10 protein-coding genes and 1 tRNA gene are annotated in these 13,670 nt (G+C 67.6%); 5 read left to right on the forward strand and 6 right to left on the reverse strand.

The window, feature by feature from the left end; translation table 11 throughout:
* Nucleotides 1-2 precede the first annotated feature (2 nt).
* Nucleotides 3-587: an RNA polymerase sigma factor gene (locus tag K2F47_RS27670; protein ID WP_242908418.1), complete on the forward strand. Its 585-nt coding sequence runs from the start codon at nucleotides 3-5 to the stop codon at nucleotides 585-587.
* Nucleotides 588-601: 14 nt separating this feature from the next.
* Nucleotides 602-1,261: a Rieske (2Fe-2S) protein gene (locus tag K2F47_RS27675; protein WP_242908419.1), complete on the forward strand. Its 660-nt coding sequence runs from the start codon at nucleotides 602-604 to the stop codon at nucleotides 1,259-1,261.
* 224 nt (nucleotides 1,262-1,485) lie between these two features.
* On the opposite strand, the gene K2F47_RS27680 is transcribed toward K2F47_RS27675, so the two are convergent.
* From K2F47_RS27680 to K2F47_RS27690, 3 genes are all read right to left on the reverse strand, one after another.
* Nucleotides 1,486-1,677 (reverse strand): hypothetical protein, encoded by a 192-nt coding sequence (locus K2F47_RS27680; RefSeq protein WP_242908421.1) that lies wholly within the window; start codon nucleotides 1,675-1,677, stop codon nucleotides 1,486-1,488.
* A gap of 912 nt (nucleotides 1,678-2,589) precedes the next feature.
* Nucleotides 2,590-2,663, reverse strand: a tRNA-Pro gene (locus K2F47_RS27685).
* Between the two features lie 535 nt (nucleotides 2,664-3,198).
* A complete protein-coding gene (locus tag K2F47_RS27690; protein ID WP_242908423.1) occupies nucleotides 3,199-4,095 on the reverse strand; it encodes a metallophosphoesterase in 897 nt (298 codons plus the stop codon).
* Between the two features lie 57 nt (nucleotides 4,096-4,152).
* On the opposite strand from K2F47_RS27690, the gene K2F47_RS27695 reads away from it, so the two are divergent.
* The gene (locus tag K2F47_RS27695) at nucleotides 4,153-4,641 is read left to right on the forward strand and encodes a GatB/YqeY domain-containing protein (protein WP_242908424.1); all 489 of its coding nucleotides are present in this window, start codon (nucleotides 4,153-4,155) and stop codon (nucleotides 4,639-4,641) included.
* Nucleotides 4,642-4,717: 76 nt separating this feature from the next.
* On the opposite strand, the gene K2F47_RS27700 is transcribed toward K2F47_RS27695, so the two are convergent.
* Nucleotides 4,718-7,054 (reverse strand): penicillin-binding protein, encoded by a 2,337-nt coding sequence (locus K2F47_RS27700; protein ID WP_242908425.1) that lies wholly within the window; start codon nucleotides 7,052-7,054, stop codon nucleotides 4,718-4,720.
* 316 nt (nucleotides 7,055-7,370) lie between these two features.
* Between K2F47_RS27700 and K2F47_RS27705 the strand changes: the two genes are divergently transcribed.
* Nucleotides 7,371-7,682, forward strand: a complete 312-nt coding sequence (locus K2F47_RS27705) for a WhiB family transcriptional regulator (protein WP_156217217.1) — start codon at nucleotides 7,371-7,373, stop codon at nucleotides 7,680-7,682.
* 1,413 nt (nucleotides 7,683-9,095) lie between these two features.
* On the opposite strand, the gene bagB is transcribed toward K2F47_RS27705, so the two are convergent.
* Nucleotides 9,096-10,250, reverse strand: a complete 1,155-nt coding sequence (gene bagB, locus K2F47_RS27710) for an ATPase BagB (protein WP_242908426.1) — start codon at nucleotides 10,248-10,250, stop codon at nucleotides 9,096-9,098.
* A gap of 1,012 nt (nucleotides 10,251-11,262) precedes the next feature.
* Nucleotides 11,263-12,258 (reverse strand): ATPase BagA, encoded by a 996-nt coding sequence (gene bagA / locus K2F47_RS27715; protein ID WP_242908428.1) that lies wholly within the window; start codon nucleotides 12,256-12,258, stop codon nucleotides 11,263-11,265.
* Between the two features lie 195 nt (nucleotides 12,259-12,453).
* Between bagA and K2F47_RS27720 the strand changes: the two genes are divergently transcribed.
* Nucleotides 12,454-13,521 carry a slipin family protein gene (locus tag K2F47_RS27720; RefSeq protein ID WP_242908430.1) on the forward strand — a complete coding sequence of 356 codons (1,068 nt, stop codon included), beginning with the start codon at nucleotides 12,454-12,456 and terminating at the stop codon, nucleotides 13,519-13,521.
* Nucleotides 13,522-13,670: the final 149 nt, after the last annotated feature.

A 13,670-nucleotide genomic window follows, 5' to 3' on the forward strand; every position in this document is an offset into this window, starting at 1 on the left:
TCATGCGCCGCTGGAACCCAGTACGACGCAAACCAGCCGAACCGGCCGCGACGCCGCCCGACGGCCGGGCGCCGCTGCATCTCGTCCAGGCGGACACCTATGCGAACTGGGAGGCGATCTACCTCCACAACGTCGACCGCATCTACCGGCTGATGTTCTCCAAGGTCGGCAACCGTCCCGACGCCGAGGATCTGACCGCCGAGGTGTTCCTGACCGCCCTGCGCCCGCTGCGGGTCTCGGCGACCGTCGGCGAGGTCCGCGCCTATCTGCTGGCCACCGCCCGCACCGTCCTCGCCGCGCACTGGAAGCGCACCCTCGGACACGAGATCACCAGCATCGACCTGGAACAAATAGCCATCGGCGACGAACTGCCCCCGGAGACCGAGAGCTCCCAAGGACGCGTCGAACGGCTGCTGGCCGCACTACCCGAACGCTACAGGCGCGTCCTCGAACTACGCTTCCTACATTCCTGCACAATCCGCCAGACGGCGGCCGAACTAGGAATCACAATCGGCAACGTCAAAGTGATCCAACACCGCGCCTTACGTCTCGCAGCAGAACTGGCCCGCGACGACCCAAGCCTTTAGGGATGAGGGTGACCATGAGAGGACTGCCCCGTTTCGTCGAGGCGCTGCTGTCCGGCCGCCGCCCCCGGCCGTTTCGGCCCGACGACGCCGACGCGGAAGCGCTACGGGTGGCCATCGACCTGCGCGCGACCCGCCCCGGCTCAGATGCCCCTAGCGAGGAGTTCATCGCCGCCCTGCACCGCCGCCTGGCCCATGACCTGGCCGAACCACCCACCCCGTCCCCCGCCCCGGCCCGCCGCCGCCTCCTCCTGGGCGGCGCCGTCGGCGCGCTGGCGGGAGCCGTCGCCGGCGTCTTCGCCGGACGAGCGTCCTCCGACGACCCGCCCACCATGGCCGGTGGCCAACTGACCCCTGACCTGGGCGTCTGGCACCCCGTCGTGGCCGCCGCCGACCTCCCCGAAGGCGCCGTCCACGGCTTCACCGCCAGCGGCATCGACGGCTTCGTGACCCGCAGCAACGGCCGCCTGCGCGCCGTCTCCGGCGTCTGCACCCACCAGGGCTGTCGCCTGACCCCCCACCCCGAAAAGGGCCTCCGCTGCCCCTGCCACGGCGCCCATTTCGCCCCCGACGGCACCGTACTCCACCACCGCATGAAAGCCCCGATCCCCGCCCTCCCCCGCCTAGCAATCCGCCAAAAAAACAAAACAATAGAGGTCTACATCCCCAAACCCTGACCCACCAGCATCCCTTTAGGCACCGAACGCATCATCCTTGAGCCACCCAAGCATTGTGGCGGACCCTAGCCTCCCACAGGAGGAGCTACCTAAGCCGGTCACCCGTTCGTCCCCACGTCTTGGTGGCATGACAGTTGGCACAGAGGGCGCTCATCTGGATCGGGTGGTCACGCCCTCGTTTTGCCATTTCCTGAACATGCTCGTCCTCAAGATGGGCCCCCTTTTCATTTGACATCATCGAGTTGTCCGGCGCACATCGAATTCTCGCAGTGCCCCCCAATCCGCAGCAGAACGGCCTTCACCGGCGCCGGGACCGTACGGGCGCGCACCCTCATCGCGTTGGCCACCGATCCCACGTAGTCCAGTTCGATTTCGCGCGGATGCGGCAGTGCGGCGGACGCGACCTCGGGAGCCACGACCTCGCACGCCCGGGCGTAGGTGGGATGCGCAGATCGGCGTGCGGCCCATCACTACCTCCGGGGACCTGACCGATTGCCCGATAGCGGGCTATATCGCCGGATACGCCACCAAAACCGCTTCCCCAAGCACGCTCTGAAGGATCACCTCACCCTTACGGCTCCTAATCCGTGCACCTGCCACGGAAAGGCCTACGGCTTCCGGAGCCAGCGGTGCCGCACGCAGTCCGAGAGCCAAGCTCGTCGATGTGGCACGTCGCGCGGTGTCTCACGGGCACTGTGTGCGACGTCCTCCATCGTCCCGACACGGTGGCCGAACCAACTCGCCTCAACGTAGGGGCCGCCATCGCCGACCTTGGATACGTCCGTAACGCCGCCGCAGGAGACTGGCAGCCACTGGAGACACTCGGGTATTGCCACCTGGCTATTCCAGCCAGCTACAACGGGCCGGTACCCCAAGAGCGGAAAGCAATCTGCGCACGCGGTAACCCTCGTCCCTGAGTCCTGGCCGGAAGTTCTGGCACGTGGCCGGGGCGCGCCCCACCGGGCAGAGTTGAACTGGCTGCCGATTGCGCCGGGCCTGACGCCCCATGGGCTCCGTCACACCCACAAGACCCTCATGCGGGCACTGGACACTCCACCAAGCTCATGGACGAGCGGATGGGCCATCTCGACGGGTCGGTCCAGGCTCGCTATGACCACGTGACACAGAAGATGAGAGACCCCTGTTGAAGGGCCTTACCGCCATGTGGGAAGAGGCGCTGCAAGCACGCCGGGCCATGCACCCTCGCTCGGCCGTGAAGATCCGGGACGAGCTGCTGAGAGGCTGGCTTTCTCCAGAGACCCCCGGAGAAACACTCAGGGCCGATCTCCCATGGCGGGAGTATCGGCCCTGACCTGCTGTTTCGGCTGTCGGGGTGGCGGGATTTGAACCCACGACCTCTTCGTCCCGAACGAAGCGCGCTGCCAAGCTGCGCTACACCCCGATGGTGGCTGCCCGGGAGTCGTACGTGCTCCCGGCGCCTTGACCACTTTAGCGGATGCTCGGGGGTGCTGCGTCCTCAATATCGGCGTGCTTGCGGCCATACGGCCGATCATGGTGCTGGTGGGGTGGGCCTGGCCTCCGTCCGGGGCCGGTGGGTGGGGCCATCCGCAGGTCGGGGCGAGAAGGAGGATATGGCGGCGCGTGAGGGACCCAGGGTGCGCTGCAAGTGGTGGGTCGGCGGCTGTCGCTGGCGAAGAGGGCGAGCCGGTGTGCGGCGTGAGGGCGGACTGATGTTGGTGATGCGGAAGTGGGGTGGGAGGGCTGTGTTACGACCCTTGTTCGTGGCTCTGGTGGGGCTGAGGGCGATCCGGCCAGAGTTGGTGGTCGTGCCGCTGTTCTTGGGATCGGTTTGAGGTGGGACGGGCTGACGGCACTGATTGTCGGTGGCGTGTGATTGCTTTGTCACAGTGCGGAGTGGACGGGCGGATGGCCTGCTCGTGGCACCTCAAGGGTTGTTGATCTCTTGTCGTGCCAGGTCAGCGCGGGACGAGGGTGAGGAGGGAGGCTTCGGGAGGGCAGCAGAAGCGCATGGGGGCCGTGGGGGATGTGCCGAGGCCGGCTGAGACGTGCAGCCAGGAGCCGCGGTGCCGGTGGAGGCCCTTGACGCGGGGACGGTCGATGCCGCAGTTGGTGGCCAGCGCGCCGTAGAAGGGGACGCAGACCTGGCCGCCGTGGGTGTGGCCCGCGAGGAGCAGGTCGTAGCCGTCGGCGGTGAAGCGGTCCAGGTTGCGGGGCTCAGGGGAATGCATGACGCCCAGGTGGATGTCCGCCTGCGGATCGACCGGACCGGCGATCTTGTCGTAGCGGTCGCGGTTGATGTGGGAGTCGTCGATGCCGCCGAACTCGACGTCGAGCTCCCCCACCTTGAGGCGGCCGATCCGGTTGTTCAGGTCGAGCCAGCCGGCGGCCTGGAGGGAGGAGCCGAGCTCGCGGTACGGCAGGTCGGGCTCGCGGCGATGCCGTTTGTAGTCGGCCTTGCTGGTTCGCCAGATGTAGCGAAGGGGGTTCTTGAAGACGGGCGAGTAGAGGTCGTTGGACCCGTACACGAACACGCCTGGACGGTCGAGGAGTGGGCCCAGGGCGTCCAGGAAGGGCCCGATCGCGTCACGGTGCGAGAGGGTGTCGCCGGTGTTGACCACGAGGTCCGGTTCCAGCGCGTCCAGGGACCGCACCCAGCGGATCAGCCGTGACCGGCCGGGCGTGAGGTGCGCGTCGGAGATGTGCAGGATCTTCACCGGCGGACGGCCGGGCTGCAACACCGGAACGTCGAAGCGGCGGAGGCGGAACCAGTTCCGCTCGATCACCGAGGCGTACCCGAAGGTCGCGGCGCCCGCGCCCAGGAGGCCCAGGGGCACGGTGTAGATCTTTCGCACGGTTCTCCCTTCTCAGGTCTCCATGCTTCCAGACACGGGCACCCTCCGGTAATCCTGATGAGGCAACTGGGTCTGGACGGGCATGATGTCACCATGGCCCTGAAGGAGAAGCTGGAGACCGATCTGTCCGCCGCCATGAAGGCTCGCGACGGCGTGCGCACCCGCACGCTGCGCATGGCGCTCACGGCGGTGAAGAACGAGGAGGTCGCCGGCAAGCAGTCCCGCGAGCTGTCGGACGACGACGTCGTCAAGGTGCTCACCCGGGAGGCGAAGAAGCGCCGGGAGGCCGCCGCGGCGTTCGATGACGCGGGCCGTACCGAGCAGGCCCAGGCCGAGCGGGATGAGGGCACGGTGCTGGAGGAGTACCTGCCCGCGCAGCTGGGCGACGAAGAGCTGACCGCGCTGGTCGCGGACGCGATCGCGGCGACGGGCGCGGCTGGTCCGCGTGCGATGGGCCAGGTCATGAAGGTCGTGAACCCCAAGATCGCCGGACGCGCCGAGGGCGGACGCGTCGCCGCGGAGGTTAAGCGCCAGCTCGCCACCTGATCGACCGCCGGTTCACGGCGGCCTCTGAGGCGGACAAAAGGGAAGGGCCCGGCGGAGGCCGGGCCCTTCTTAGGGGCTACTGGCCCCAGCGAGGCCAATCGAAGTTCGGTGAGGTTTGGCCGTTGTCGCGACCGCTGCCTCCCTTTCGGCCACTGCTCACGTAGAGGATCACGGTGGTGCCGGGCGGAACCTCGGTGCCCGCGTCCGGGGACGTGGAGACGACGGAGCCCTTCGGCTGGTTGGAGTCGACGGATCCGGACGCGACGGTGACCTTGAGGTCTGCGGCCTTCAGCTTGGCGGTCGCGGCGGCGACCGACATGCCCTTCACCTTCGGGACGCTGGTGGTGTCGCCGAAGTCGCGGGACGGGGTGTTGAAGCCGGGCGCGGGCGTCCCGGACAGGGCGTTGCGCATGCTCTGCTGCCACATTCCGCCGGGAATGTCCGCGCCGTATACGCCGTAGACCTTGTACTGCCAGGGGCCGCGGAAGTCCCAGTAGGCGGTGGCGGCGGCGAGCGTCGGGGTGTACCCGGCGAAGACCGCGCAGGTGAACTCCTCGCAGGTGCCGGTCTTGCCGGCGGCCGGACGTCCGAGGCTACGGCCCGACGCGGTTCCCTTGGTCAGGACGCCCTGGAGGATGCCGTTCACCTTGTCGGCGACGGCCGTGTCCACGGCCTGGTGACAGTCCTGTTTAGGCAGTTTGAGGCGCTTGCCGTCGGAGTCGATCACCTCGGTCACCGAAATGGGCTCGCAGTACTTGCCGCGCGCCGCGAAGCCCGCGTAGGCGGCGGCGAGGTGCACCATGTCGATGTCGTTGGTGCCGAGGACCTGGGACGGAGCCGGGTACAGCGCGTTCCCGTTGCCCTGCTTCATACCGAACTTCTCGGCCATCTTGACGGCGTTGCAGACGCCGACGCGCTTCTCGAGCTGGGCGTAGAACGTGTTGACCGAGTGCCAGGTGGCGGTCTTGAGGTTGAAGTTGCCGGCCTCGCTGTCACCCGCGTTGGACAGCGTCCAGTTGCCGCCGCCCGCCATGTCGTTGTCGTACTTCTTGCCCTGGTACGTCCCGGTGTACTTGCAGGGGGCGAAGCCGTTGACGCTCGTCGTCTGCGGCGAGTTGATGTTGGTGCTGACCGGTACGCCCTGGTCGAGCGCCTCCGCCAGCGTGAAGGTCTTGAACGTCGATCCCGCGGACACGCCGTTGCCGCCGCCGTGCTGCGCGTCCGCCGGGAGGTTGATCGTGGTCTTGCCCTTGCCTGCGCCGAACTCCTTGCTCAGCCCGATCGCGCGGACCTTGCCGGTGCCGGGCTCGACCATCGCCTCCGCGCCGACGCGGTTCCCGGTGGGCTGGACGGTGCCGCGCAGGGCCTGGTCGACCGCGCGCTGGTCGTCCATGTCCAACGTGGTGCGAATCGTGTATCCGCCGCGATTGAGCTTGTTGACCACGTTCTGCCGCTGCTTCGGCTCCATCTCCCAGTACTTGCCGTCCGACAGGATGTTGAGCATGTCGTACTTCACGTACTCGCAGAAGTACGGCGCCTTGCTCGTCTCACATCCGCCGACCGGGTCGGTCCGGTTCAGCTGGATCGGCTTGGCGGCCTCCTGGTCGGCCTGGGCCTTGGTGATGTGCTTGAGCTGCACCATCCGGTACAGGACGGTGTCACGCCTCTTGCGCGCGTCCGTCGGGTTGCGGATGGGGTCGTACGCGGAGGGGTTCTGGGTGATGCCCGCCAGCAGCGCGGCCTCACCGAGACTGAGCTTGGACGCCGGCTTGCTGAAGTAGCGCTTGGACGCGGCCTGCACGCCGTAGGCGCCGGCGCTGAAGTAGGCCACATTCATGTAGCCCTCAAGGATCTGGTCCTTGGTCATCCGCTGCTCGAGGTCAAGCGCGTAGCGCAGCTCGCGGAGCTTGCGTCCGAGGGTGGGCGCGGTGACCTCGCGGTACTCCTCCTGCGTCGTCGCGCTGTCGACCAGGAGGTTCTTGACGTACTGCTGGGTGAGCGTCGAACCGCCCTGCGTCTGCTCGGATTCGACATTGGACGCCAGCGCGCGGATGGTGCCCTTCAGGTCGAGCGCGCCGTGCTCGTAGAAGCGCGAGTCCTCAATGTCGATCATCGCCGTGCGCATGATGGGCGCGACCTGGTCGAGCCGGACGGACTCGCGGTACTTGTCGAAGAACGTGGCGACCGGCTTGCCCCCGGCGTCGTACATCACCGTCTTCTCGGACGGCGGTGTCGTCTTGAGCCGGCTGTCCATGTCCTCGAAGTTGTTCGCCGCGTCGCGCGCGCTCAGTCCCGCGCTGCCGACACCCGGCAACGCGATGAACGCGACCAGGACGCCCGCGACGACACCCGCACCCAGCAGCCTGAACAGCGTGGATAGGGCCTTACCCCGATCTGATTTCGCAACGCGCACGGGGTCTAGAGTACGCGGGACGAGCAGTGCATTCGGGACAGGTCCCCCGTGGGCGACATCGGATCGGCGGCCGGCCGTCCGTTCTGTCCCCATCGTGACAACCTGCGCCATGTCTGGCGCGTCAACTACAGGTAACTAGTCCGTTCCGGCGGTATGGCCCCGGTGGGCTATATCGAGAATGGGCCCATCGGGGACTGTTGAATCGTCCCTCGCTTCCGTAAGTTCTTCCCCACGGCTTTCGTTTGGCGGCCTGACGTCCGCGCCCGTCCGGCCAAGGAGCGCAAATCGACACAGACCCTAGGGGAGTGGGGCCAAGATGTGGATCACGGATTGGACCGCCCGCGCCGCCTGCCGTAACGCGGATCCGGACGCCCTGTTCGTGCAGGGCGCCGCGCAGAACCGAGCCAAGCTCATCTGCCGCGGCTGCCCAGTGCGCACGGAGTGTCTTGCCGACGCCCTCGACAACCGGATCGAGTTCGGAGTCTGGGGCGGGATGACCGAGCGGGAGCGCCGCGCGCTGCTGCGTCGGCGGCCGGACGTGAAATCGTGGCGCGAGTTGCTAGAGACCGCCAAGGACGAGTACGAACGATCGGTGGACATCGAGGAGCAGGAACTCGTCGCCAGCTGACCCGTTCGGGTGGTTGATCCGTTTCGAGTGGTTGACTCGTTCGGATGGTCGGCTTGATGAGTCGGTTCGGTTCGTCCGGGTGATCGCTGTAGCCGGGTGGCGGGAGATGCTCCGTCCGGCGGAGGTCTCTGGGCTGGACAAGATCTTTGGGGCAAGGGCTTAAAGAAGCGTGGCCGCGGGCCTGCACCGTTGGTTGGGTGCGGGCCTGCTGCTGCGCGCGCCAGACGTAGCCTGCACTGCTCAACGTCATCCCATTGCGACGTTGGGTGATCATTGGCCGGACAGGTGGAACGATTTCGGACACGCTTCGGTAGGGATACGGTCCGACCCAAGTCCGGCTGGAGGTAGTGAGCTCGGGGCTTTGAACCGCTGGTGAGGCTCAGAACATCTTGTGTGTGAGCCGGGGAGAGACGCCGACGCCGTCCCGGTCTTGAGGATTGGTGTGCTGCGATCGGCTCGGTCAGCCCGTTCGTTGCAGGCTCGATGCGCTGTAGCACGCGATTCCAGCCCGGCCGGCGCCCGGCAACCGCCTCGGACATACGTCCGCAACAGCCAAGTAATGCTCCCTAAGCGGACCAGTTACGAGTAGGGGCCGAGACTGCGCCCGCATGAACATCAGCGGTGCCTGCGAAGCGAGGTCACGCTGATCAGCGTTGCGGTTGTGTATTTCCGCAGGTCAACCCTCTTGTACGGCAGCGTCAGTGCTCAGATTGCGCGGCGGCTGGACGGGGGTCCGCTGAGGATCTCCGGCTGGACAGAGCCGCAAGGTCCCAGGCCCACGGCGCGCTTGGCGGCTGTGTTCGCCAGATCCCGACCAATGCTCGCGCCTGGCAGCTCGGGTCGTGGCCATGCACCGTGTCGAGCGCGCCAACTTGTCGCGATCAGTTCCCATGGCCTTGTCTCCGACATCGCCTCACCGGCCCCAAACGCACTCGCGCGACGGCCGAGGGCCCACCTGCACGGCCCAGGTCCTGCGGCAGGAGGCCGACGTGCCTCTGACATGCGACGTTGACCTGCGCTCTAGGGCGGTGCGTGTCCTGAAGGGCTCGCGCGTGTCTTGGACGGGTCGCAGGGCGCTGAGGTTGGTCAGCTGTCCGCGTGAAGCAGTGGCAGCAGTACATCGCGACGTCCTGCCGGGCTGGCACCCGAGCTTGGGCACGGCCAGAGGGCGGCGGCCCGCCTAGGAGTTATCCACAGCAATGTGGATGCACTCGGCTCAGTGTCGTTGACCTGGACCGGGATGGGCAAACTACGTCTCTACCTGGAAGAACGGCACTGCCCGAAGATGAAGACACCAGCCCTGTCTCCCCACGAGTTATCCACAGAACCCCGTTCGACTTACCTCGTCTGGACGGATGGCCGACCATGGTGGTGGTCAAACAACGAAAGGAGGAAGTGATGATGCGACGAGGTTCATGCAGCGGTGCGGGTGCTGGGGGCGGCTAGGTCTTCGCCGACTCTGCGCAGGCCGTCGAGGTCGTGAACGTCCTCGGCCTGGGCAGGGACGGCGGTGACCGGAACGGTCGGGTGCGTGGACGCGAAGTGGTCGCGGAGCCGCTCCTCCCGAGCCGTCAACTGCATGCGGTCGGTGTGCAGGCGTAGCAGGGCGGCGGTCAGCTTGTGTTCGCCGCGCTCCTCCAGTGTCTCGGCGGCGGCCTGGCTGCGGGCCGCGGACGGGCTGCCGTCCGCGGACTCGTGGACACGGTTGACGACGAGCCCGGCGAGCGGCATGCGCTCCTCGGCGAGGCGTTCCACGAAGTAGGAGGCCTCCCGGAGCGCGTCCGGCTCGGGGGCCGCCACGACGAGGAAAGCGGTGCCGGGGGTCTGGAGCAGCTTGAACGTCTTCTCGGCGCGCTCGCGGAAACCACCGAACATCGTGTCGAAGGCGGCGACGAAGGTCTGCACGTCCCGGAGTAGCTGGACGCCGAGCACTTTGTTGATCACACCGGTGAACATGCCGAACCCGGCACTGAGGACCTTGACGCCGAAGCGGCCGCCGGTCTTGGCGGGGGCGGCGAGGATCTTCATGAAGCGGCCGTCGAGGAAGCGGCCCATTCGCTCGGGTGCGTCCAGAAAGTCCAGGGCGTTCCTGGACGGCGGGGTGTCGACGATGATCAGGTCCCAGGCGCCGGAGCGGTGGAGCTGGCCGAGCTTCTCCATCGCCATGTATTCCTGCGTGCCGGACAGACTGGAGGAGAGCGACTGGTAGAAGGGGTTCGCGAGGATCTGCTTGGCCCGGTCAGGGTCGGCGTGGGCTTCGACGATCTCGTCGAAGGTGCGCTTCATGTCGAGCATCATGGCGTGCAGCTCGCCGTTGCCCTCGATCTCGATCTTGCGCGGGTTGTTGTCCAGCTCGGACAGGCCCATCGACTGCGCGAGCCGGCGGGCCGGGTCCACGGTGAGGACGACCACGTCACGTCCCCGCTCGGCGGCCCGGACACCGAGGGCCGCGGCGGTGGTGGTCTTGCCCACGCCACCGGAACCGCAGCACACGATGATCTTCGTGCGCGGGTCGTCGAGCAACGCGTCCACGTTCAACGCGGGCGGGGTCTTGCCGGTCGAGCTCATCGGTTCGTCTCCCCCGTTCGTGACACCGCTCCGGCGAAAGGCATCACACCGAGCCTCCCACCGGACACACCTGAAGAGTCCCTGCGGCCAGCGTGAACCACAAGCTCTGGGGTGTGCCCGAGGCTGTGACGGCTCGCATCAGGAACGCCTGGCAAGGAGGTGCGTCCGGTTGCGGTGACGCAGATGACGCCAGGGAGTCGCCGACGGGTGCTGCTTTGACGGCCAGCACCCGGGCCGCCTGGCAAGGAGGTGCGTCCGGTTGCGGTGACGCAGATGACGCGAGGGAGTCGCCGACGGGTGCTGCTGTGGCGGCCAGCGCCCGGGCCGCCTGGCAAGGAGGTGCGCCGATTGGTAGTCGCTGCAACTTCGCTGCGGGAAGCCTGTTCAACAGGCATTGAGATGCACACGAGGCCGTGGCGCGCGGCGCCAGGGGCGTTTGGCGGGGAGGGGCGTCTGGTCCTCGTGTGCTCTGAAGCGTGGCTGCGGGCAGCGTCGGCCACAAGCTTCGGGGTGTGTGCAAGGCCGTAGGGGCTGGCGACAGGGCCGCTTGGGAGGGAGGCGCGCGGGGTGATGGTGACGCGGATGACGCGACGGGATCGGCGGTGGCTGTTGCTGTGGCGGCCAGCGGCAGGGGTGCCTGATGTGGTGGTACGTCGGGTGGTGGTGGTCGGTGACGTGCCGCTGTGGGCAGCGTGGGCCACGGGCTCTGGGGTGCCTGCGAGGGCGTGAGGTGCGGCGTCAGAGGCGGCCGGTGGGGAGGCGCGCCTGGTCATGATGTGCCCTGAAGCGTTGCCGCGGGGGCACGGACTCGGAGGGGTGATGAGGTCGGGGGCGCGCATGTGGGGGGTGGGCGGGACGATGGGCCCAGCCGTAATCCTGGACTGCTTCGCTGCGTCGGGGGCGCGCCCGTGGGGGTGGGCGGGGGTTGTGCAGGTTTTGGCGGCCGTCGGATGTGGGGCAGTGGGGGGTTTGGGGGGCGGCATGTGGAGGGCGACGGGGGTGGTGGGCGGGGTCATGCGGCGCCTTGGGCGCGTAGGGCGGCGGCCAGGTCGTAGAGGCCGGCCAGGTCCATGCCGTCAGAGAGGAGGGGGAGGGTGTAGCGGGGGCGGTCGATCAACTCCAGACGCTCTTTTTCGCGGCGTTGGAGGGCGGTGCGACGGGCGTGTTCGACGGCCTCGGCGGCCAGGACGGCGGCGATCGGTTCGGCGTCGTGTTCCAGGCCGGCGGCCTTGACACCGCGCAGGATCTCGTCGGTGTCGAGGGTGCCGGCGGCGGCCGCGGCGAGGTCTTCTTCGGAGAGGACGGAAGGATGTTCCATATTGACGATCACGCCGCCGATGGGCAGGCCGACCTCGGTGAGGTCGTGGATGCCGTCCATCGCCTCCTGGACGGGCATCTCCTCCAGGAGCGTGACGAAATGCACGGCGGTCTCGGGGCTGCGGAGCACCTTCATCACGGTGTCGGCGTGGTTGCGGACCGGGCCCACCTTCGCGAGGCCGGACACCTCGTCGTTGACGTTCAGGAACTTCGTGATGCGTCCCGTGGGCGGGGCGTCCATGACGACGGCGTCGTAGATGAAGGAGCCGTCCTTCTTCTTGCGGCGGACGGACTCGCTGGTCTTGCCCGTGAGGATCACGTCGCGCAGGCCGGGGGCGATGGTGGTGACGAAGTCGACGATGCCGAGCTTGGTCATCGCCTTTCCGGCGCGCTTGAGGCTGTAGAACATCTCCAGGTATTCGAGGAGTGCCTCTTCGGTGTCGACGGCGAGCGCGTAGACGTCCCCGCCGTCGGGGGCGACGGCGACCCGTCGTTCGCCGTACGGGAGCGGCGGGCAGTCGAAGAGCTGGGCGATGCCCTGGCGGCCCTCGACCTCGACCAGCAGGACCTTGCCACCGCCGGCGGCCAGGGCCAGGGCGAGTGCGGCGGCGACGGTGGTCTTGCCGGTGCCGCCCTTGCCGGTGACGACGTGCAGGCGCACGCCGTCCCAGTCGGTGTCTCTCGCGCTCACCTGTACGACCATATCGTTCACTCGGCAAGGACTTTAGAGGGCGTCCGCCATGGTGCAAGTGATCCCTGACACGGTCGTCAGGGCCGTTGTTTTGAGCGTGTCCGCGCGGTTAGCTGGAAGTGCGGGGCCGGTCTTTGGGCCGGGTCCGTCCTGGGCCCTCGGGGCTCAGGCGCTCTGTACAGAGAGGTGCCCGTGATGGAAGCGGTAGCCCTAGTCATCTTGCTCGTCGTGGTCGTGGGCGGATTGCTCACGATGGCGTCGTCGCTCCGGGTCGTCCAGCAGTTCGAGCACGGGATCGTGTTCCGGTTCGGGCAGGTGCAGCGGCGCGGGCAGTTGCGTCCGGGAGCGGTTCGCACCCCCGGGCTGACGATGATCATTCCGATCGCCGAGCGCATGCAGAAGGTCAACCAGCAGACGGTCACGATGGGAGTGCCCGCCCAGGAGGGCATCACCCAGGACAACGTGAGCGTCCGCGTCGACGCCGTCGTGTACTTCCGGGTGGTCGATCCCGTGAAGGCGATCGTCAACGTCCAGAACTACGGATACGCGGTCTCGCAGGTGGCGCAGACGTCGCTGCGGTCCGTCATCGGCCAGGCCGACATGCAGGAGCTCCTCGGCGAGCGCGAGAAGATCAACCTCCGGCTGCGCGGGATCATCGACGAGATCACCCAGGACCCGTGGGGCCTGCTGATCGAGCGGGTCGAGATCAAGGACGTGTCGCTGCCCGAGGGCATGAAGCGGTCCATGGCGCGGCAGGCGGAGGCGGAACGCGAGCGGCGTGCCCGCATCATCACCGCCGACGGCGAGTTCCAGGCGTCCAAGCGTCTCGCGGCGGCCGCGGAGATCATGTCGCAGGACCCGGCGGCCCTTCAGTTGCGGCTGCTACAGACGGTCGTGGAGGTGTCCGCGGAGAAGAACAGCACTCTGGTCATGCCGCTGCCCGTCGAGATCCTGCGCTTCTTCGACCGCGCGGTCGGGGGAGGCGCCCAGTCTGGCGCTTCCGGGTCCGGCGAGGGCGGCGAGGACAAGCCGGGGCTTGGTGAGCGGCTCGCCAAGGCGGAGGAGGAACTGGCCAAGGCGGCGGAAACTCCTTCCACGCTGGAGTCGACGGACGATGTTCCGCCCGTCATCGGACTGGACGAGCCCAAGCACAAGTCGCAGCACGGGATCGGCTCGACCGAGCAGCCGCCGGAGGTCTCTGGTCCGTCCGCCGACCAACCGCGCGGTATTTCCGGCGGGGAGGGGGAGAGTGGGCAAAGCTGAGTTGGGGCTAGGAGGCAGGCCTGGCTGAGGGGTGACGGTAGGCCCCTTGTGTTCGTGCTTGTTTGAGTGGGGCTGGTTGGCCTGGTTGGTTGGCTTGGCGGTGGGCGAGGTGGCCAGTCGCTTGTTTTGGGGTGGGTGTGGCGCGATGA

Origin of the sequence: Actinomadura terrae (assembly GCF_022751215.1) — a bacterium.
Classification (GTDB): Bacteria; Actinomycetota; Actinomycetes; order Streptosporangiales; family Streptosporangiaceae; genus Spirillospora; species Spirillospora terrae.

Excerpts from the sequence above, each read along its gene's own strand:
- K2F47_RS27670 (WP_242908418.1), top strand. The coding sequence starts at position 3 with ATGCGCCGCTGGAACCCAGTACGACGCAAACCAGCCGAACCGGCCGCG.
- K2F47_RS27675 (WP_242908419.1), top strand. The coding sequence starts at position 602 with ATGAGAGGACTGCCCCGTTTCGTCGAGGCGCTGCTGTCCGGCCGCCGC.
- K2F47_RS27695 (WP_242908424.1), top strand. The coding sequence starts at position 4,153 with ATGAGGCAACTGGGTCTGGACGGGCATGATGTCACCATGGCCCTGAAG.
- K2F47_RS27705 (WP_156217217.1), top strand. The coding sequence starts at position 7,371 with ATGTGGATCACGGATTGGACCGCCCGCGCCGCCTGCCGTAACGCGGAT.
- bagB (WP_242908426.1), bottom strand. The coding sequence starts at position 10,250 with ATGAGCTCGACCGGCAAGACCCCGCCCGCGTTGAACGTGGACGCGTTG.
- K2F47_RS27720 (WP_242908430.1), top strand. The coding sequence starts at position 12,454 with ATGGAAGCGGTAGCCCTAGTCATCTTGCTCGTCGTGGTCGTGGGCGGA.